Raw genomic sequence first — 19,517 nt, 5'->3', positions numbered from 1 at the left:
GGATAGATCTTTTTCGTGAGTCTTTTATGTTCTGAATGTGAGGATTCTGTGAGGGTCTAGGTTTTTGGAAAAAAAATAGAAACGAGGACCCCTCGCGGATTTCGATTCTGGATCTCCAACTTACCTCCATGAAGGTTCACAATTTGGTTTACAATACTAAGTCCTAAACCAGAACTCTTACGGTTGTTATTTGGTCTTGGTAAAGAATAAAATTTTTCTGTTACCCGAGTGAGAGCATAATCAGGAATCCAGTGGCCTTCATCCATCACAGAAAACTTCAAAAAACCATTTGTTTCTTCCTGAATTCCAATGGTGATCGTATCGTTTTCATTGGCAAAGTCGACCGAGTTTCTGATTAGATTCTCTACGCTTAAGTATATATAATTTCTGTTTCCTTGGACTTCCAAAGTTTGGTTTTCTGCATTTACCACCACTTGGATCGATTTCCACTGAAGTTCGGATTGGAAATTAAGAAGGACTTCCTTAACTAAATCATACAAAAGAACCCGTTCCTCTAATGAGATGGATTTGTTTCCCTCTAAAGAGGAGAGCTCTAACATTTGTTCAATGAGTTTTTGGATTCGTTTTCCTTCCTCATGAATGTTTTTGATAAGACGAGTGGATTCGTTTGGATGAGATTGTAAAAGTTCTACCGATGCTAAAATCGAGGAGAGTGGACTTTTGATTTCATGAGTCAAAGTTTGGACATACGATTCTATATATTTTTTCCCTTCAATTTCCTCGACGAGTAAATCCACTTCTTTCCCAAGTTCATTCAATTCGCGAATCCCAAGTTTTGGGAAAACTATCTTTTCTTTTTTTCGTAAGGAACTTACATATTTCGAAAGGCGTAAAATAGGACGAAAACTCAAATACGCAAGTAAACTAAAGAGAATGGCAATCGCTGAAGCCACAAGGAGTGAAATCCGCCAAAACTTTTTTTTGGCTTCCTCAATGAAAGGAATCACCCCTGTTTTTGGTTTGATGACAGTGAGAACGCCAACGATTTGATTTTTGTATCGAATGGGTGAGGCGACAAACAAAGCCCCTTCTCCTTCTGTATCGATCAGTTTACTCGAACGTGCTCCATACTTTCCTTGGAGAGTCAAATACACATCGTTAAACTTGGAATAGTCGAGTCCTTCCCTATACTTTTCCGAATCAAAAATCACAATTCCCTTTGTATTGGTGATATAAACTTGGATGTCCGTATTTGTTTTTAGAAGAGAATAAATCTTTGCTTCGAAAGAACGTTTGTTTGTGTTTTCGAATACCGGTGAAAATAACGAATGGAGTGTCTCTGAAAACTTGGAATAGGTAAGAGGATTTTGTTCTAATCTCTCTTCCACAATCGCAGATAAAATATGAGCTGTATCATTTAATGATTCCTCGACTGTTTCCATGTAACGAGGGCGAATGGATTCTTCCGTTTTATCAATTAAATAATAAAATCCAATACTTAGGATAAAAAAAAACTAACGATGATTCGAATCCAAAGGTTCATATTTTTTCCTTCAATCCATAACCTTGTCCCCTTCTTGTTTCAATGGGGTCGAAGTCATTTTCAATTTCTTTAAACCTGGCGCGGATGTTTTTAATGACAGTATCCACGGCGCGATCGAAACTATCTTCTGGTTCTGTCCAAACACTGTCCATAATTTCTTCTCTAGTAAAAATACGACCGGGCCATTTAAAAAATAGTTCCATCGTTTTGTATTCATAAGGGGAAAGGTTCAATGTTTTCCCATTAAAATAAACCAACTTCTTATCTAAGGAAATCCTAAATTTATGATCTTCCAAAGTTTGAGTTTGTGTACTTCGTCTTAAGATGGCACGGATTCTTGCTAAAAGCTCCCTCGGACTAAATGGTTTTACCATATAATCATCTGCCCCAATTTCAAGTCCGAGAACCTTATCAATCTCCGTATTTCGTGCCGTTAAGAAGATAACAGGTGTTTGAAACGTTTTTCGAATTTCTTTTAGAACTTCAAATCCATTTTGATCAGGTAATCCAATATCAAGCACGATCAGAGAGATCTCACTAGAAACTTTTTCTATCCCCTGTTTTCCAGTGGAGGCCACAGAAACAATAAATCCTTCCGACTCCAAAGTAATTTGGATGGTTTCTTGAATCCCTGGTTCATCTTCGATTAGAAGTATTTTTGTCATTAGTGAAAGTTTATTTTCCTTCGGCCCAGGACTCTTCTCTAGGGTCGGCCACTCCAATCAATTTTTTAGATTTGATATCATTTAACACAGCACAGATGGAACCGAGATCATTGTCCAGATGTCCTTTTTTATATACTTTGTATCCCTTTGTTTTTAATGAATCAGAAATTGTCGTATAAAGAGACTCTTCCAATTCAATTCCACCAGGTCTGTAACTATGTGGTGAAAAACTATCCGGCCAGTTCACCGAACGAAACCTAGGTGCCTCTACTGCCTTTTGTGGATCCATTCCAAAAACGACAACATTCAAAAAAAATTGAATCATCGCTTGGCTTTGCACATCCCCACCCGGTGTTCCAAAACTCATCCATAACTTTCCTTGTTTTAATACCATTCCCGGATTGGGTGTGATCCGTGGTCGTTTTCCTGGAACGAGGGCAGAAGGATGATTTGGATCCAAACGAAATTGTGTCATACGAATGCCTAACGTGAGTCCAGTACCTGGAACCATAGGTGATTGAGGAAAATCACTCGGTGTGAGAGAAACGGCATTCCCAGTTCCATCCACAATACTCAAATAAGTAGTGTCTTTACCATATTTAATTTCACCAACCGTTTGTTCCTTTGTTTCGTTAGGTTGTATATTAGAGGAGTTTGGTTTCTTTGTATCAAACTCCCAAGGATTTCCAAAAGGAGGAGTCACTCCAAAGGCATCTTTTTGAATCAATTTTCGTCTGAGGTTCGCATATTTTTTGGAAAGTAAACCATCAATCGGAACATCTACAAATTTTGGATCTCCAAAATACCTTTCCCTATCGGCAACGACAAGTTCAATCGCTTGCGCCACTGTGTGGATGTATTCCGGGGAGTTATGACCCATTGACTTTAGATCAACACCATCTAACAATTGCAAAACCATAGGTACCACTGGACCTTGTGTCCAAGTTTGGTTTGATAAAATTTGGTAATCTCGAAACTCACCAGAAACTGGTTTTTCCCAACCGCCGGAATAGTTTGCCAAATCTTCTTTCGTAATCAGACCCTCTTTATCCGTATGTAGTTTTACAATGGCATCAGAAATAGGGCCTTTATAAAAATAATCTCTTACCGATTCTAATGCTTGTTTCCTGGTCTTTCCTTTTTTTAAAGATAGTATTTCTTCATTTGCCATGGACTTCCATGTTTTTGCCAAATCCAATCGTTTGGTGAGTTCTCCTTCTCGAATTCCATACCACCATTTTTTTTCAAGATATACTTCCGAGTTGTATGGCATAATCAATGTAAAACCTAAACGTTTATATAAAGGTAAGTCTAAGTTTTTTACGAGGATTCGATTGGCAGGAAATCCTTCTTCTGCGACAGTAATGGCTGGTTGCACAAGGTCGGAAAAAGATTTGGTTCCATGATCTTGTAACAGGCGTACAATGACGTCGGGAGATGCCGGTAACAACTGAGTCAAAATAGAATTTTTTGGCATCACATCATAACCTTTCTCTTGAAACCATTCGATGTTTGCTTTTTTTGGTGCTGTCCCAGCTCCTATATAACTTTTGACTTGTCCTGATTTTTTATCATAAACTAATGTTGGTGCAACGGAAGGAAAACTAGCGGCTTCTCCATTGGTTACGTTTAAGACAAGGAGTGCTGCTACTGCCGCATCAACTGCATTTCCACCACTTTCCAAAACTTTGATCGCAGCCGTTGTGGCCAAAGGATTCCCCGTGGAGACCATAAACTTTTGTCCAACGGCAGCATCACGCAGACTACCTTGAGGATCCACATAAGAAGGAACCAGTGGCCGACGACTTCCCAAACATTGAAATAGAAAAATGGAAAAAGCCAGAGAGAAAAAAATCTTTAGTGAATTTGCCATGGAATCCTCAAACTACAATTTGATAAAAACTATGGCAAATTTTGATTTTATGTCGAACTATTTTTTACATATCTGTGGGCGCCCTTTCCGGCTCTACGCTGCAATCTTTGTTTCACAAAGGATTTCCGCTGCGATCCGGGGCGTGGATCTATCGCATAACGACAAACTAAATGAACTTACATTGACTTGGATATTTTAGCTATATAAAAATTACTTTGCGATTAATAAATCATAAACTAACATTGTATTTATGATCGTTTCTATGAAACAAACTTACTCCCTGATTGCACTCACAGCACTTCTCTCTTGCACTACATTACCAAAAAAAGAAAACCCAACCTTCCATGGTTGTGATTTTAGTTTCATACTCACTTCCACTGCATTCGAAGACAAAACTTTTTCCTATATAGGTTCAAAAAATCCTAAAATCAAAATCCACTTTCCTATTTATGAATATGTATCCCAGGTTTCAGAAAATTGGATTCGAGCAAAGAAAAATGGAAAATTTGGTTTTATCGATACGGACGATAAAACGGTATTTATATTTCAACTTTCATTCGCAAGTGACTTTGTTAATGGGCATGCTGTCTATCGAGATGGAGAGAGCAGAACAGATCCAAAAGGATATATAGATAAAAAAGGAAATCTACTTGGTGATCTTTATTTTGAGGATGCTTTTCTCTTTCGAAATGGATCAGCACTGGTCAAACAGGCAGGAAAATTTGGAATCATCGATACCAAAGGAAAATTCATCGTACCACCTAAGTATGATTATTTGAGTCCATTATACGAAAATTGGGCCATTTTCAAACGAGATGAACACCAAGGCCTAGTAAGCAACAAAGGCGTAGAAAAGAAATTTGTTCATGATGAATACGAAATCAAAAATACTTATTATGAAGGAAGTGTCGCTTTCCAACGTTATGAAAAAACGGGAATGATGGATTCTAATTTCAAAGTTATCATTCCACCTAATTATGAATATTTGGGCCTCTTTCACGAAGGATTGGTTCGATTTAAACTCAACGGAAAGTGGGGTTTTCTTGATCAGGCAGGAAATGTAATCATCGAACCAATTTACGATTCAGAATATGACTTTGAAGAAGGTTATGCTGTAGTTGAAATCAACAATCAATACGGAATCATTAACAAACAGGGAAAATATCTATTGGAACCCAAATTTAGTTCCATTCATTCTTTTTCCAATGGAATTGCAGTAGTCAGAGAAAATGAAAAAAGAGGATTTATCAATACAAATGCGGAATGGTTAGTCCCTCCTATTTTTGAAGACCTGAATTCTTATCATGATGGAATCATTGGATATTCTTTGAATGGAAGATGGGGTATTATCAATGTAAGAGATTGTATACAAAAATGAAATTCATTCATTATTTAATCATATCTATTGTTCTCGTAACAAATCTTACAGCAGAACCAACAAAGTTAGTGGAACTAAAATCGATTGGATTCTCCATAGAGATTCCAAAAGACTGGAACCAGACTTCTTCCAATGAGTTTTTAGAAAATCTCAATCGCATCAATTATAGTTCGGAAGCACTTACTAAGTATGTGCGAGAGAATTCGGAAATTCCTTTTTATTCTATTCGGAAGGGAGATCCTGAATCAGGGGATTTATTACCAACATTGAATATTAAAATTCAAAATAGTAATTTAGATTTTAAAAATATTCCGACTGCATTTCGAAAATTTCTTTCGCCCTTATTTTTTCAATTAAACAATTTTGACTACATTGTGGAACCAAAAACAGTTCGAATTAACGGACAACTGGCCGGGTTTACACTTTTTTCTTATTCCATATTTGATGAAAATAAAAACGAAATCAAAGTTGCCTCGGCTGCTTGGATTTTCCCACAAAAAGAAACTTTTTATTTTATAGGAACCGGCTTTACCTACGACAACTTTGAACCAATATTATTTGAGATCAAATCGATTGTAAATACAGTCAAAATCAATCCCAAATAAATCTTAATACAAACCAAAGATTACAACTTAAATCGTTCGGTGATCCCTTTCAAAATCTCAGCCGTTGATGCTAAGTTTTGTGCAGAAGAAGACATCTCCTCCGAACCAGAAGCAGTACTTAACGTGTGTTCGTTGATTTGGATGATGACATCAGAAATTTCCCTCACCGCTCTTTTTTGTTCATTGGTGGAAAGTTTGATTGTCTCCGCATCCATTCCCATTTTTTCTGCACCTTCGTCTACATCTCGTTTGATGGACTCTTGTGCAGAAGTGACAGAATATAATTTGTTCATTGCGGAACTCACTGTTTCCACATTTTGAATGATGTTGTGCAACATTTCGGCAGAAGAACGAATGGCGTTAGCACCGGAATCCAATTCCCGATTGTTTTTAGTAATCATGGTTCCAATGGATTTGATAGAAGAGGCAGTTTTTTCTGAGAGTTTAGAAATTTCATCAGCAACCACAGCAAATCCTCTTCCCGCATCACCAGCTCTAGCTGCTTCAATGGCAGCATTCAAAGCTAACAACTGGGTTTGGTCAGAGATTTCATTGATGATCTGAATGATGGCTGTCATTTCGCCTGAGGAATGAAGGATGTTTTCAATCATTTGGCTCATGCCTTGGATGGACTCTTCCCCCTTTTTGGCTTGGTCAGAAATGGATTCCGCTAACTTCAGTGTGCTTTCAATTTCAGATCCAATTTTACGAATACTTTCTGAAAGTTCTCTAATCTTTGCATGGAAGTTGGCAAAGTTTCCAAACTGCCTTTCTGTGGAGGCAGCAATATGATCCATTCCCGCAGACATTTCTTCCACGGTTGCAGACATCTCTTCCGAAGAGGCTGCCGTAGACTGCGCGCCCGTTGCAAAGTTATTAGAAGAAGAAGTTAATTCTTCCGATGATGCTGCTAGTTCGATTGTAATTCGTTGAATCTCTTCAAAAGATTTTCTAAGACTGGCAATGAAGGTATTGAGTCCTTGGCCCATACGTCCAATTTCATCATCATAAACAACTTTAATAGAGGAAGTTAGATCTCCGTCGGACATAGCTTTAAAAATATTACTTACGTCTTCCAGTGGATTCAATCGTTTGCTGAGTAAAATATATAATAACCAAATCGATATTAAAGCGATGATAATAGAAGAAATGACAATAGTAGTCATTAAATCAAAAAGAGCTTCTTTGATTTCTTCTTTTGGTTGGATTGCAAGAATGATAATCCCCCACTCTTTTAACTGATAACTTACAGCAAGATGTTCTTTCTCTAAATAATCAAATTCCAGAACTTCACCAGTTTTCAAAGCCAACATACGGGCACCTGACTCATCTTTAGACAAATCATACTTCAGTATCTGCTTTTTGTCTTTTAGTGCAATGAGTAGTCCAGCCGTTGTGGAAACTACCACATAACCCTCGCGACCAATTTTGATTTTATTAATTACTAAATCAGTTAGATCAATTAACGAAAGTGCGATCCCAGAATTTCCAATTAACTTTCCATTATCATACACAGGATAAGTAATGGTTGCGACCGGATTATTCGTAAGGGGATTTAGAATTGGTTTCCCAACAAAATGTCTTTTTTCTTTACCAGCTACGAGTTCGGCAGGGTCCATATCTTCCGGTTTCATTTTCCATCCGATGGCTTGCCCTGTAGCGTCGGAGACTACACGTGGGTCATTATCATAAGTATGTGTATAAATATTTTCATAAACTTTATAAAGATCGGTAAGTTCTTTATAATAAGATTGAGCAATGGGTTTTCCAGTTTTTATGGATGCAATCGTTCTTTGGTCATTGGCCACTGTTTTGATCACATTGACATGACTCACAAAAAAATCATTGATGGACTGTCCAACAATTGCTACAGTCCCTTGCATTTGTCCTATATAAGCTTCTTGGATTTTTTTTTGTCCGAAATAATAAGCAACGGTTCCCACCAAAGTGCTGATGACAAAAAGAATGGAAGCTCCACTCAATAACAATATGAACTTGATAGAATTACGTTGCATAAATTTTTCCCAAACTTCCTTCGATTGCTTGTGATTCGTTGTATCTGTTTCTTTTTAGAACCAATCACTACACCCATTAGTAAGGATTAGGAACCATGGTTTTTTTGGCAACCTACCTACCTACCTAGAATCATTCTTATAAAAAATATCATTTTTTGAAAATTACGGATTAATCCGTAAGTCAAATTTGTATGAAACCTGAAATCTATACTCAATGGGAAAGACAAACAAACCTTATCACCACTCGCCTATCGGGAACTGTAACAGAGACCGATGTTTCTGAATGGAAACAAAGTTTGGACAAAACGTTTGCGGATCTACCCCCGGGAACAAAATTTAAAATCTTTGTGAACTTACATGGTTTAAATCCGGCCTCAGTCTCGGCGCACAAATCGTATCGGGACATAATCCCACTTCTACTCAGCCGCTACAATTGGAGGATTGGGTATTTGGATTTATTTGAAGAAGCAAAAGAATTAAAACTAACATCCGAAAACGAAAGCGAATGTTTGGCCGCTGTCCATTGCCACCATGACAGTTATAAAATAAACGAATACGAAAGCCGGTTTGGAAAGGATTCCGAACATTTTTTTGACGATCCCGAAAAATCAGAATCATGGATCAGAAGTTATTCGGTTTAACTGGATAAGAAATTAGATAAAAATATTTTTTAAGGCAAAGGAATACCGAATTCCATCATTCGGGCTTTGCCTTTTTTTAAGATGAATCTTGTTCTCTAAATAGAGAACCAAAACCTCCTTGACTTCCAATCACAAAAGATACAATCACCGGAATGAAAAAACGAATCCTTGTTTGTATTTTATTTTTATGTACAACAGTGCTTATTGCCAATCCAAAAACCAAAGCTACGGAACTTTGTGATTGTTTAAAAAAGGCAAAGGCCTCAAACCAAGAAGCCGATAAAAAAGATTGTTTAACCAAACGAGAAAAACATGTGACCGCATTGAAAAAAGGATCCAAATCTTATGAATCCTACATCAACTCCCTACAAAAATGCGAACAAGAATTAGCTGGCATTCCCGAAACCAACACTCAGCTAACCACACAAGAAAAGGTTTCTGCTGTTTGTGATTGTTTTCAAAAATCAGATAAACAAAATCGAATGGGTTGTTTCAAACTACAAAGTGATTATGGAAAAACCATCTCAGATCCAGAAGAGAAAAAACAATTCAATCTCTCTTCCGGAAGTTGTAATTAAAAAACCAAACGAAGAAGGCGAGAACGATAACAACTAAAAAAACATAATCTTTAGTTGTTATGTTGCGTTCTATGGTTCTCTTGATTACTTCCTAAAGTATTTATAAATCTTTTTCAAAGGAAGGTATAAAATACCTGCAAGGATTAGAAAGGGAACCATCCAAATGATATAATAGGTTAATTCCAAAAATACATTTAGGATTCCTATGAATGCGTTTTTATAGATGGGAACTTGAATTTTATCTGGAGGGATAGGACTTGAGAAATTGATACTCAATGTGGCCCATTTGACCCGGTCTTTTATTTTCCAAATCTCATGTTCGGACTGGTCCAAATTGTTTTCGCTATCGGTGATGGCTTCTTCAATCGCTTGCCAGTTTTTAGAATTACTGGTTGTTTGATTGTTTGCATTTGTACGTCGTCCCAAACGAATCTTTTCTCGGTTGGATTTGATCTTTTGCCAAACCATTCCTTCTGTATGATCGACAGTGGAAATATCTTCATTCAACAAGACTCCATAACTATCCAATTCAATCAGTGCCTCATAAAGTTTTTCAGACCTTATACGAATTCGTAAACTCATATAAGGAGAATCTGCATTCACAGCGGAACTACTTTCGATAAACCCGTATTTGGTGATAAAACCAAGGATGTCCTTTCTTGTTTTGATTAAGTTTTGGGTTTGATAACTCAACTGGACTTGGTATTCGAGCAATCGTTCGGAAGTATTTTGGATAGGAACAAATACTTGTCCCAGTTGGTTCTCGACTGTGGGTGGTTCAACGTTTCCTTCCGCTCTCGCCGCACTCGGAGATATTTTTTTCTCCATTGCCACATCATCGGACATTAGTCCCACTTCTGCTGGAGCCGTACTTTCAACGTTGGATTCTTTTCCACATTGCAGGAGGAATACAAACAGTACGAAAATTAAAAAGATTAATTTATTTCTCACAAAAAATCCTTACCTACTTATTTCTATAGTAACTTAACAGTTCTCTTTAGACAGATTCTCAATGGAAAAGAAGTTTAAATCTCGGGGCGAATCCCGCACCTTTAGGCGCGGGACCGGGCTTTCCGCTCCAATCTGCAAAGCAACAGAAGGATTATTTTTAAGTTTTCGTATCCCCCCACCTAACTTCTATTGCATTGCAGGATTTACGCTACAATCCCTTTCGCAGGTGACGCGAGAAACGGATTACAACCATCGAACCAGCGGAGACGAAACATATTTTGATTCCACTATTTCTCTTTTATAACTTTTTACTTAAAAACGACTGGGAAGGAATGACAAAAGGAACTTCCAACTCAACGATCCCCATTCCCCCACTAATCACTTCCACAGGTTTTTCTTTATAAAATATCTGATCCACAGTAAACGACAATGCATTCGGATCGGAAGCTGTGATCACTTCCATGACATCCCCTTTTTGGATTTTATTTTTGACTTCAATGACGATACGATGGGTATCGGGTTTATATTCTTTGACTAACCCCGCATACTTTTGACTCATATACAAACTCGTTCCTAATTCATTGTTTTGGAAATCTCTTTCTTCCTCTGGGATTCGGTCCTCCATACCGCGTGTTAAAAAACCAGAGAAGTATTTTCTAGAAGACACTTTATCTAGTTCTTCCAACCACTTCCTATCAAAACTTTCTCCACGTGCGATCCTATCTAAGGTATGACGATAACTGCGAGCCACCATTCCCACATAATAATCATTTTTAGTACGACCTTCTACTTTAACGGAATCCACTCCTGCATCACATAACTCTTGCAAGAATTCAATCGCACGTAGGTCTTTGGAATTCATTAAGAATGTTCCTTCCTCGTCGGTGACGAGTTCCATAGGTTCTTCATTTTGTTTGGGGTTGGTCACAAAAACTTGATACAAATCACGACAGGCGTTATTACAAGAACCTTGGTTGGCATCCCGTTTTTTAAAATAATTACTCATAAAACAACGACCACTATGAGCAATACAAATGGAGCCATGCACAAACACTTCAATTTCCATATCAGGAACTTTATCTTTAATTTCGGCAATTTCCGAAATCGACACTTCACGGGATAAGATCACACGAGTGGCTCCAAATTCTTTCCAAAATTTGACAGCCGCATAGTTCATTGTGTTCGCTTGGACAGAAATATGAATGTCAATTTCCGGATGAGCTTCTTTGGTAATGAGGATGAGTCCAGGATCTGCCATGATGAAAGCATCTGGTTTTAATGCAGCCATCTGGTCTAAGTATTTAGGATAGGATGGAAGTTTTGAATTCCTTGGAATGTTATTCACTGTGAAGTAAATTTTTTTACCGAGTTTTCTTGCGAGACTCACTCCTGCATCCAAAGCCTCCATGGTAAAATCATTTTCTCTAGCACGTAACGAAAACCTAGGCACACCACAATACGCGGCATCCGCACCATATAAATAAGCAATTTCTAATTTATCTAAACTTCCGGCAGGTAATAACAATTCTGGAATTTTTCTAAGTTGCGACATACTATTTCCCATCCCAAAAGAATTCACTTTTTCAAAAAAGAAAAATATACATTAGATTTTTAGATCGTTTCTAAAATTAAAAAAAGGAAACGACAAACAAATCAGTAGATTCTATTCTTTAGAAATCATGTTCTCTTACTTTACCTTTTTAATTCTTCATATTTTCTCCGCGATGATTTGGATCGGTGGAATGATTTTTTATGTGATTGTAGTTATGCCGGTCATACGAAATCCAGAATTCAAAAATCTGAAATTGAAGTTATTACAACTCACCGCCTTACAATTTAGAAACATATCTTACTTTATTTTTTTGATTTTTGTTCTTTCTGGAATAGGATTATTGTATGAGAAAGGTTTTTTTCATTTTGAATCAGGTCGGGGACTATGGACATCTAACATTGGTTTGATGTTTATAACCAAAATTGGTTTATTTACCGTTTTATTTTTATCTTCTTTGTATCATGACTTTGTAACAGGTCCCAAAACCTTTGTTTACTTAGCTACCGATCCCCTTCGCCACGAAAGGTACAGGAAAACCTCGGCTTTCTTTGGAAGGTTCAATCTACTGATCTCTGTTACGATTGCGGTCTTTGGAATTTTGGTCTCTAGAGGATTTTCGTTTTTTCCTTAGTTTTATCCCCTTGACATCGTAGACCGGACTCTTTCCTTTAAACAAATGATTCTGAGTCGCACTTACATTTATTTAATGATTCTGATTCTAATCCTTGGACCTCGGTTTTCGGACACAGATCTCGAGGCCTTTCATGGAATCATGCAACCAGCCTTTGGTGCCAGACAAGCCGGGATGGGGGGAGCCTTCCAAGCTGTTGGTGGATCGGTGATGGATTTGGAATCAAACCCTTCTCATTTAGCGAGAACCAAAAGGACCAAATGGGAGTTAGGTTCCGCGATTCATTTGCCAAGTATCGCATATAACGATGAATATATAGATGCCGATCCGAGTCGTTCTTACAGAAACTCCACAGTAGAACATCCAAAAGCAGTCCTGCCTTATATCGGTGTCATCAAACCTGTAACAGAAAATATTAGCATTGGTTTTGCTTTGTATGCACAAGGCGGAGGCGGTGGTCAGTTTAAGAATATCAAACGACACACACCTGATGGAAGGACATTAAACGAAACCTTTGGTCTCAACATTCCCATCATTGGAGAAAGTACAAAAGCGGTGGAAGATCTAAATTTTAGATTTATGACCATGAAATCAACGTTTGGTGCCGGATACAAACGGGGGAATTTTGCGATAGGTGCTGGGATTGATCTTGTTTATGGGTTTATGGAACTCAAAAGAACTTACCAAGATGAAACAAGAAGCCTTACCATTCCCGGCGGAATTCGTTACCAAAGTGATTCTGCTTATACCATGGGAGGAAAAATTGGAACATCTTATGATATAACAGAAAACATCCGAGTGGCTTATTCCTATACAACAAGAAATCTTTTGCCAATGGACGGAACCATGAAGATCGATGGATACTCACCCGAAAGATCCTTTGGCACAAGAGTCTCTCGATATATGATTTGGCCAGACAAACATGCTGTTGGAATTTCCTATAGAACGGATCGATTTCTCATCGACTTTGATATAAAATACATTCCTTGGTCAGAGAGTTTTAATTCCAGTAAGTTTCGATTAGAAGATGTTTGGATGAGAACACCCATTGGAGTGGAAACCAACAACTTTCAATTCAACCTAAATTGGAAAAACCAAACTATTTTTGCCTTGGGAGCTGAATACAAGTGGAATGATCGTTATGTCAGTCGAATGGGATATAGTTATGGAAAAAACATCATTCCTGCTAGCGGTGTCAGTCCCATGTTAGGTGCCAGTATTGAACACCATGTTTCGCTTGGAGGAAGTATCTCCTGGAATGATACCACATTCCACATTGCTTGTGAATATGGATTTCCTAAAAAAACATACGGTGGAAAAACTTCAGACTGGACGTTATCGCATTCTGTTTTTTCTAGTACAGAAGTTCATCCATTTCAGTTTTCTTATCAAAAACAAATGAACGTATTTAGTATATATCTTGGAATGGAACAATTGATTTAATATAGGAAGGATATTATGAATTCAAAATCTATTGGAAAAATTGCAATCGCACTTTGGTTTGTCACAATCATCACACTTGGATATTTTTTTTACTTTGGTAGTACGAGTCGTTCTCTAGATAATCGAACGGCAATCCATTTAACACCAGCAGAACGACAACTAGTCCTTACAGAAATGAGAGCCCTACTCACATCAGTGAATGGAATGATCAGTGGACTTGCGGCCAAAGACTATGAAGGTGCAGCGAAAGCCGCCGATGCTGTGGGTATGGGGCTTGTTGCCAGTTTAGAACACCAAGAAAAAACCATTCTCTTGAAACTCCCCGTTGAATTTAAAAAATTAGGATTTGGCACTCATGAAAAATTCGATGAGATTGCTGCGAAAATTCGAAAAAAACAAGATGTCCATACCTTGCTGGGAGAAATGGATGTACTCACACGCAATTGTATCGCTTGTCATGCCAGTTATAAAATTGAAGTTGAGTCTGAAGAAAAATAATCTAAACTAAAAACAGAATTCAAATGCCAAAAATTTCAAGATACTTTATCAAATCGGGAATGGTGTATCTGTTATTTGGCATTCTCGTCTATGCTGTCTCCGAATTTCCAGGCGCAAGGTGGGAAATTCATTTAATGCCTGTTTATTGGCATATGATCGCTCTTGGATGGATCACTCAAATCATTATGGGAGTTTCTCTTTGGATGTATCCTAAGGGAAAAAATCCTAGTCCCAAAAATGGATCAAATCTTGCTTGGGCGGCCTATTTTTGTTTAAACCTAGGTCTATGTTTTCGTATCTTTTCAGAACCTTTTATTTATGGAAATAAAGAACTCGTAGTTTTACCATTTCTTAGTTCCATCTGTTTACAGTTTCTAGGAATCCTTTGTTTTGTTTTCGAAATTTGGCCAAGATTAGAACCACAAGGGAAAAGATAAAACAATGCTTCCCATACAATCCATTTGGTTGATACGAGTTTCTTTGATTTACTTAATCTTTGGTTCTTCCCTCGGTGCTATCATCATGGTAAACAAAGCCATTTTTTTGGATCCAAGAATTTGGAATTTATTACCTTTCCATTATACCATTCTTATCTGGGGATTTTTCATTCAACTCATCATGGGAACTGCCTATTGGATGTTTCCTAAGTTTCTATTGGAACGTCCCAGGGGCGCCACTTGGCAAGCATGGGTGATATTCTATAGTTACAATCTTGGTTTGATTTTGTATTTTATCGCAAAGTTTATCATTCCATTCGATCCATTGGCTCTACTCGGAAAAATTCTCATCTTTTTTGGTTTAGTCATATTTATCAAATTAACTTGGGTGAGAACAATTTCCTATACCTAGGTTGATTCTTAAAATACGAATTTTTCCCAGATATATGAGAAATAGAAGACGATCCCCTAACAGAGAACGGATACCTTTTTTATCAAAAAAAATTTCGTTCTTGATTTAGATCAATTTTTTCCTGAGACAAGGCTGGTAGTTTGTTTCATGAAGTTTTTCCAATCTATTTTCAATGGTTGTATTTTTCTATTGTTCATCATTTCCTTCTCATGCCATGAACATACGGGCTCAAAACTTCCAGAACTAAACAATGGTAAACCTTGGATGACAGACAAATCAACAAGGTTGGGATTTCAGAAAATGGACGAACAATTTCACCATGCAAATTCTGATGAGTCAATAGAAGAATACCATAAGCAAGCTGATCAAATCATATCCATTATCAATGAAATTCAATCTTCTTGTACAATGTCAGGGCAAGGTCATGAGGAATTACATAAATATATAAATTTACTATTAGAAGAAGTGCAAATCATGAAAGGAAACGATATTGATTTAGCCAAAAAAGCAAAATCAAATCTTATCGAAACAATATCTCGATATTCTTTATATTTTCAATGAACCAAGTAGATTCAGAAAAGTATATTATATACTAAACTTTATGAATGGTTTATAATCTAGATCTTCCTTCAGAATATGATTGGTAAGCCATGCACGCAAAAAATCGATTAAATCCTTAAAGAAAACATCCAACAAATCATCATTGGAAAGTAAATCCCCTTGATTCAATCGGTTCTTTAACTCTAAAATTTTATCTGTAAACTTATTATGTTGTAAAATATGTGCTTCAAGACCGGGATATTGGTTTAACTCCATCACACGTTCTTCAATTAAAAAATGACTAAGTGTATAATCCTCTAGTTCAGAAACAGCTTCTAACAATATCTTCGATTTTCCAGAAAGGTGGTGTTTGTTTTCATCATAAACTACTTCAATGTTATTGATCAAACGAAAGAGTTTTTTATGTTGAGAATCAATCTCTGAGATATTTGTTTCATATTTCGAATCCCAATTTGTTATCATGAGAAGAACCTCGTTCTTTCAGGATTTTGTAACACCCCAAGAGGACAAGTGATTAATCCAAACAGACACCGAAGGACCAATTTCATAAATCCCATAACTAGAATTAGTTTAATTCTAAGTAAATTCTTAGAATGTATGTTTTGATGCATTAGAAGAGCTTTCAACGAACTCAATTCATTCTAACTCTAAAAAGATTTCTATATACAGTTATCTCTATTGATAAAAATCAATGGCTTTGATTCATCTCAAATTGATTTAGATCAATGCAGTTTCATTTGTTCTGGCGTCCCATGGTAATTGAACCAATGAGTGGGCGGTATCCAATGAACAAAAAAATTTTCCAATTAACAATGATCACAATTGTCACCTGTCTTTCGCTAGTCGGTGTGAATTGTGGAAAAAATGAAGATGCCAATTCTGGCAAAGGAATATCAGCAGTTGCCGATGACAAATCACAACAAGATGTTCTGAAAATAGCTTTGGGTTCTAAAGACCATACAACCCTGGTCGCTGCTGTTCAAGCAGCAGGTTTAGTGGATTCCCTTGCCAACCAAGGCCCATTCACTGTGTTTGCACCAACAAACGATGCATTCGCGAAATTACCAGCCGGGACTGTTGATGATCTTTTAAAACCAAGCCAAAAGGATTCATTAAAGAACATATTAGAATACCACGTTGTCGTAGGTAACTTAACCGAATCCATTCTGAAATCTGAGTTCACTGGTAAAGATGATGAACTCGGTATGGCAAACGGAAGTCATACGAAAGTTTCCGTAAAGAATGGGAAGGTAATGATCAATGGTGCAACTATTGTCGCATCCATTCCAGCAACCAATGGGATCATCCATGTAGTAGACACGGTATTACTACCGCCTGCTAAGAAATGATAATACTAAAATACTAAGGAGTATTTAAGATGAACCTTTCAAAATTAAACGGAGTAAACCACCGACTAAAAATCGGACTCATATTGGGGCTCCTAATGAGTATGACAATTATAGCCTGTGGAGGAGACAAAACAGAAGAGGCACCAGCATCTAAAGCAGGTTCCAAGGGAATTGGGCCAGTTAATTCTGTGACTCTTGGAGCCATAGACCAATCAATGGTCGACCGCGGTAAAAAACAATTTGAAGCCAAGTGTTCTGCTTGTCACAAATTTGAAGAGAAGGTTGTAGGACCGGCACTTCAAGATGTTACACTTCGCAGAACTCCTGAATGGATTATGAATATGATCCTAAATCCTGTGGAGATGACTCAAAAAGATCCCATTGGACAAGAGTTACTCGGTGAACACTTAACTCAAATGACATTTCAAAACATAAAGGAAGAAGAAGCCCGAGAGATCCTCGAGTACTTCCGCAAGATGGATTTAAAATAGGTAACTATATGAATAAAAAATCAAATCTAATATTGATTACATTAGGAATCGCACTTTTTACATTGATTCCTAATTGTAAAAAAGGGGCATCAACGGCAACACTTGCTTCTGATGCAGCTTCTCGAGTGTATGTGGCACCGGGAGAAAAGGACGAAGTGTACGCCTTTTTATCTGGTGGGTTCAGTGGCCAGATGTCTGTTTACGGAATTCCATCGGCAAGGTTATTCAAAATCATTCCAGTATTCTCCGTATTTCCAGAAAATGGATACGGATTCGATGAAGAAACCAAAGATATGTTAAAAACTACTCATGGTTATGTGCCATGGGATGATAGCCATCACGTAGAAGCATCTATGACAGATGGAAAACAAGATGGTCGTTGGATGTTTTTAAACGCAAACAACACACCAAGGCTTGCAAGGATTGATCTAAAGTCTTTTGAAACCAAAGAGATTTTAGAAATCCCAAACACTGCCGGTAACCACGCATCTCCGTTTGCTACTGAAAATACAGAGTATTTGATGGCAGCCACAAGATTCTCGGTTCCAGTTCCGCAAGCAAGCGTTGCAATCGACAGTTTCTCCAAAGGTGGGTTCAAAGGAACGGTCACTATGGTGAAAGTGGATAAAAACACAGGAAGACTTTCCATTGAATTACAAGTTCTTGTTCCTGGGTTTAACTATGACTTATCCCATTGCGGTAAAAAGAAATCCCATGACTGGTGTTTCTTCAGTAGTTACAACTCTGAACAAGCTCACAAAATGTTAGAGGTTGGAGCTTCCAAAAAAGATAAAGACTTTATCTTAGCATTCAACTGGGTTCGTGCAAAGGAATGTAAAGACCAAGGAAAAGCTTACAACTTTGGTGGCGAATACGTAAACAACTTCCACGATGAAAACAAACCAGCCGTTTCTACTAAGTTAAGCGGTGTGAAGATGTTAAATCCGAAGGATTGTCCAGGTATGATGTATTATATGCCAACACCAAAAAGCCCACATGGAACCGATGTTGATTCTACTGGAGAATACATAGTTGGCGGTGGAAAGTTAGCATCTGTCATCCCAGTTCACTCCTTTAGCAAAATGATCGAAGTGAAAGATAAGAAGGAACACCATTCGACTGAAATCGAAGGAATTCCTGTTCTTAAGTATGAATCTACTCTTGCTGGTGAAGTACAAAAACCATGTCTTGGTCCATTACATACTGAGTTCGACGGCCAAGGGTATGCTTATACATCTTGTTTCGTAAGTTCGGAAGTAGTGAAATGGAAACTTGGTACTTGGGAAGTAGTTCAACATCTACCTGCTTATTATAGTGTAGGTCACTTATCCATCGTTGGTGGTAGTTCGGCTGAACCTTATGGTAAGTATCTGATTGCCATGAACAAAATCACTAAAGATAGATATCTCCCAGTAGGTATGGAATTACCACAAAGTGCACAGCTTTATGATATCTCCTCTGGAAAGGCAGAGTTGTTGTCTGACTTCCCTACAGTAGGGGAACCACACTATTCACAAATGATTCCTGCAAAACTGCTTATGGATAAAACTGCAAAACTCTATCCTCTAGAGGAAAACAAACATCCATACGCAACCAAAAGCGAGAGCGAAGCAAAGATTGTTAGACTCGGAAGTACAATCCATATCTACATGACTGCGATTCGTTCCCACTTCAAACCAGATATCATTGAAGCAAGAACTGGAGAAACCTTATACTTCCACGTCACAAACTTGGAACAAGACTATGACATTCCTCATGGTTTTGCAATCGGAGGAGCCCCTAACATGACAAACTTACTCATCATGCCAGGGGAAACTAGAACCTTCAAGTGGGTCGCTCCAAAACCGGGAGTCTATCCTTTCTACTGCACTGACTTCTGTTCTGCCCTCCACCAAGAGATGCAACAGTACATCCGAGTTAGTCCGTAACTTGT

General features: G+C 37.7%; 20 protein-coding genes. 13 read left to right on the top strand and 7 right to left on the bottom strand.

What is annotated here, in order from left to right:
* Positions 1 to 56: 56 nt before the first annotated feature.
* Genes creC through JWG41_RS12175 form a run of 3 tightly spaced genes read right to left on the bottom strand, consistent with a single transcriptional unit; the run spans position 57 to position 4,042 of the window.
* Positions 57 to 1,457, bottom strand: coding sequence for a two-component system sensor histidine kinase CreC (creC, locus tag JWG41_RS12185; protein WP_408611755.1), 1,401 nt, complete (start codon positions 1,455 to 1,457; stop codon positions 57 to 59).
* A 43-nt stretch (positions 1,458 to 1,500) separates the two neighbouring features.
* On the bottom strand, positions 1,501 to 2,169 hold the full coding sequence (locus JWG41_RS12180; RefSeq protein WP_205270209.1) for a response regulator: 669 nt from the start codon (positions 2,167 to 2,169) through the stop codon (positions 1,501 to 1,503).
* Between the two features lie 10 nt (positions 2,170 to 2,179).
* On the bottom strand, positions 2,180 to 4,042 hold the full coding sequence (locus tag JWG41_RS12175; protein WP_205270208.1) for a gamma-glutamyltransferase family protein: 1,863 nt from the start codon (positions 4,040 to 4,042) through the stop codon (positions 2,180 to 2,182).
* A 262-nt stretch (positions 4,043 to 4,304) separates the two neighbouring features.
* Between JWG41_RS12175 and JWG41_RS12170 the strand changes: the two genes are divergently transcribed.
* Both JWG41_RS12170 and JWG41_RS12165 read left to right on the top strand, forming a co-directional pair.
* A complete protein-coding gene (locus JWG41_RS12170) occupies positions 4,305 to 5,420 on the top strand; it encodes a WG repeat-containing protein (protein ID WP_232373967.1) in 1,116 nt (371 codons plus the stop codon).
* Positions 5,417 to 6,025: a hypothetical protein gene (locus JWG41_RS12165; RefSeq protein ID WP_205270206.1), complete on the top strand. Its 609-nt coding sequence runs from the start codon at positions 5,417 to 5,419 to the stop codon at positions 6,023 to 6,025. Before JWG41_RS12170 ends, JWG41_RS12165 begins: the two co-directional genes overlap by 4 nt.
* Before the next feature lie 20 nt (positions 6,026 to 6,045).
* Here JWG41_RS12165 and JWG41_RS12160 read toward each other — a convergent pair whose 3' ends face one another.
* Complete coding sequence (locus JWG41_RS12160; RefSeq protein ID WP_205270205.1) at positions 6,046 to 8,040, bottom strand: methyl-accepting chemotaxis protein; 1,995 nt, start codon at positions 8,038 to 8,040, stop codon at positions 6,046 to 6,048.
* Between the two features lie 191 nt (positions 8,041 to 8,231).
* On the opposite strand from JWG41_RS12160, the gene JWG41_RS12155 reads away from it, so the two are divergent.
* Both JWG41_RS12155 and JWG41_RS12150 read left to right on the top strand, forming a co-directional pair.
* The gene (locus JWG41_RS12155) at positions 8,232 to 8,681 is read left to right on the top strand and encodes a hypothetical protein (protein ID WP_205270204.1); all 450 of its coding nucleotides are present in this window, start codon (positions 8,232 to 8,234) and stop codon (positions 8,679 to 8,681) included.
* A gap of 152 nt (positions 8,682 to 8,833) precedes the next feature.
* Positions 8,834 to 9,259 (top strand): hypothetical protein, encoded by a 426-nt coding sequence (locus JWG41_RS12150; RefSeq protein WP_205270203.1) that lies wholly within the window; start codon positions 8,834 to 8,836, stop codon positions 9,257 to 9,259.
* Positions 9,260 to 9,343: 84 nt separating this feature from the next.
* Here the strand turns inward: JWG41_RS12150 and JWG41_RS12145 are convergent, their stop codons facing one another.
* Positions 9,344 to 10,210 carry a DUF4349 domain-containing protein gene (locus tag JWG41_RS12145; RefSeq protein WP_205270202.1) on the bottom strand — a complete coding sequence of 289 codons (867 nt, stop codon included), beginning with the start codon at positions 10,208 to 10,210 and terminating at the stop codon, positions 9,344 to 9,346.
* 298 nt (positions 10,211 to 10,508) lie between these two features.
* A complete protein-coding gene (locus JWG41_RS12140) occupies positions 10,509 to 11,762 on the bottom strand; it encodes a U32 family peptidase C-terminal domain-containing protein (protein WP_205270201.1) in 1,254 nt (417 codons plus the stop codon).
* A 127-nt stretch (positions 11,763 to 11,889) separates the two neighbouring features.
* Between JWG41_RS12140 and JWG41_RS12135 the strand changes: the two genes are divergently transcribed.
* The 6 genes from JWG41_RS12135 (at position 11,890) to JWG41_RS12110 (ending at position 15,744) form a co-directional block, all read left to right on the top strand.
* Entirely contained in the window at positions 11,890 to 12,393 is a 504-nt protein-coding gene (locus JWG41_RS12135; protein WP_205270200.1) for a hypothetical protein, read from the top strand.
* Between the two features lie 45 nt (positions 12,394 to 12,438).
* Positions 12,439 to 13,836: an OmpP1/FadL family transporter gene (locus JWG41_RS12130; RefSeq protein ID WP_205270199.1), complete on the top strand. Its 1,398-nt coding sequence runs from the start codon at positions 12,439 to 12,441 to the stop codon at positions 13,834 to 13,836.
* Positions 13,837 to 13,851: 15 nt separating this feature from the next.
* Positions 13,852 to 14,334 (top strand): hypothetical protein, encoded by a 483-nt coding sequence (locus JWG41_RS12125; RefSeq protein WP_205270198.1) that lies wholly within the window; start codon positions 13,852 to 13,854, stop codon positions 14,332 to 14,334.
* A gap of 23 nt (positions 14,335 to 14,357) precedes the next feature.
* A complete protein-coding gene (locus JWG41_RS12120) occupies positions 14,358 to 14,771 on the top strand; it encodes a hypothetical protein (RefSeq protein WP_205270197.1) in 414 nt (137 codons plus the stop codon).
* Positions 14,772 to 14,775: 4 nt separating this feature from the next.
* Complete coding sequence (locus tag JWG41_RS12115) at positions 14,776 to 15,183, top strand: heme-copper oxidase family protein (RefSeq protein WP_205270196.1); 408 nt, start codon at positions 14,776 to 14,778, stop codon at positions 15,181 to 15,183.
* A 147-nt stretch (positions 15,184 to 15,330) separates the two neighbouring features.
* Entirely contained in the window at positions 15,331 to 15,744 is a 414-nt protein-coding gene (locus JWG41_RS12110; protein WP_205270195.1) for a hypothetical protein, read from the top strand.
* Between the two features lie 24 nt (positions 15,745 to 15,768).
* Here JWG41_RS12110 and JWG41_RS12105 read toward each other — a convergent pair whose 3' ends face one another.
* Positions 15,769 to 16,206: a bacteriohemerythrin gene (locus JWG41_RS12105; protein ID WP_205270194.1), complete on the bottom strand. Its 438-nt coding sequence runs from the start codon at positions 16,204 to 16,206 to the stop codon at positions 15,769 to 15,771.
* Between the two features lie 323 nt (positions 16,207 to 16,529).
* Between JWG41_RS12105 and JWG41_RS12100 the strand changes: the two genes are divergently transcribed.
* The 3 genes from JWG41_RS12100 to nosZ are packed head-to-tail and all read left to right on the top strand — an operon-like array spanning position 16,530 to position 19,512.
* Positions 16,530 to 17,093, top strand: coding sequence for a fasciclin domain-containing protein (locus JWG41_RS12100; protein WP_408611754.1), 564 nt, complete (start codon positions 16,530 to 16,532; stop codon positions 17,091 to 17,093).
* 29 nt (positions 17,094 to 17,122) lie between these two features.
* Positions 17,123 to 17,584: a c-type cytochrome gene (locus JWG41_RS12095; protein WP_205270192.1), complete on the top strand. Its 462-nt coding sequence runs from the start codon at positions 17,123 to 17,125 to the stop codon at positions 17,582 to 17,584.
* Positions 17,585 to 17,592: 8 nt separating this feature from the next.
* A complete protein-coding gene (gene nosZ / locus JWG41_RS12090) occupies positions 17,593 to 19,512 on the top strand; it encodes a Sec-dependent nitrous-oxide reductase (protein WP_205270191.1) in 1,920 nt (639 codons plus the stop codon).
* Positions 19,513 to 19,517 lie beyond the last annotated feature (5 nt).

The sequence above is a fragment of the Leptospira chreensis genome (genome assembly GCF_016919165.1).
GTDB classification, from domain to species: domain Bacteria; phylum Spirochaetota; class Leptospiria; order Leptospirales; family Leptospiraceae; genus Leptospira_A; species Leptospira_A chreensis.
Note: the sequence above shows the minus strand (reverse complement) of the source record. Positions and strands in the feature narration are given on the sequence as shown.

Coding starts and splice junctions, on each gene's coding strand:
- JWG41_RS12180 (WP_205270209.1), bottom strand. CDS start 2,169: ATGACAAAAATACTTCTAATCGAAGATGAACCAGGGATTCAAGAAACC.
- JWG41_RS12175 (WP_205270208.1), bottom strand. CDS start 4,042: ATGGCAAATTCACTAAAGATTTTTTTCTCTCTGGCTTTTTCCATTTTT.
- JWG41_RS12170 (WP_232373967.1), top strand. CDS start 4,305: ATGAAACAAACTTACTCCCTGATTGCACTCACAGCACTTCTCTCTTGC.
- JWG41_RS12165 (WP_205270206.1), top strand. CDS start 5,417: ATGAAATTCATTCATTATTTAATCATATCTATTGTTCTCGTAACAAAT.
- JWG41_RS12160 (WP_205270205.1), bottom strand. CDS start 8,040: ATGCAACGTAATTCTATCAAGTTCATATTGTTATTGAGTGGAGCTTCC.
- JWG41_RS12155 (WP_205270204.1), top strand. CDS start 8,232: ATGAAACCTGAAATCTATACTCAATGGGAAAGACAAACAAACCTTATC.
- JWG41_RS12150 (WP_205270203.1), top strand. CDS start 8,834: ATGAAAAAACGAATCCTTGTTTGTATTTTATTTTTATGTACAACAGTG.
- JWG41_RS12140 (WP_205270201.1), bottom strand. CDS start 11,762: ATGTCGCAACTTAGAAAAATTCCAGAATTGTTATTACCTGCCGGAAGT.
- JWG41_RS12135 (WP_205270200.1), top strand. CDS start 11,890: ATGTTCTCTTACTTTACCTTTTTAATTCTTCATATTTTCTCCGCGATG.
- JWG41_RS12130 (WP_205270199.1), top strand. CDS start 12,439: ATGATTCTGAGTCGCACTTACATTTATTTAATGATTCTGATTCTAATC.
- JWG41_RS12125 (WP_205270198.1), top strand. CDS start 13,852: ATGAATTCAAAATCTATTGGAAAAATTGCAATCGCACTTTGGTTTGTC.
- JWG41_RS12120 (WP_205270197.1), top strand. CDS start 14,358: ATGCCAAAAATTTCAAGATACTTTATCAAATCGGGAATGGTGTATCTG.
- JWG41_RS12115 (WP_205270196.1), top strand. CDS start 14,776: ATGCTTCCCATACAATCCATTTGGTTGATACGAGTTTCTTTGATTTAC.
- JWG41_RS12110 (WP_205270195.1), top strand. CDS start 15,331: ATGAAGTTTTTCCAATCTATTTTCAATGGTTGTATTTTTCTATTGTTC.
- JWG41_RS12105 (WP_205270194.1), bottom strand. CDS start 16,206: ATGATAACAAATTGGGATTCGAAATATGAAACAAATATCTCAGAGATT.
- JWG41_RS12100 (WP_408611754.1), top strand. CDS start 16,530: ATGAACAAAAAAATTTTCCAATTAACAATGATCACAATTGTCACCTGT.
- JWG41_RS12095 (WP_205270192.1), top strand. CDS start 17,123: ATGAACCTTTCAAAATTAAACGGAGTAAACCACCGACTAAAAATCGGA.
- nosZ (WP_205270191.1), top strand. CDS start 17,593: ATGAATAAAAAATCAAATCTAATATTGATTACATTAGGAATCGCACTT.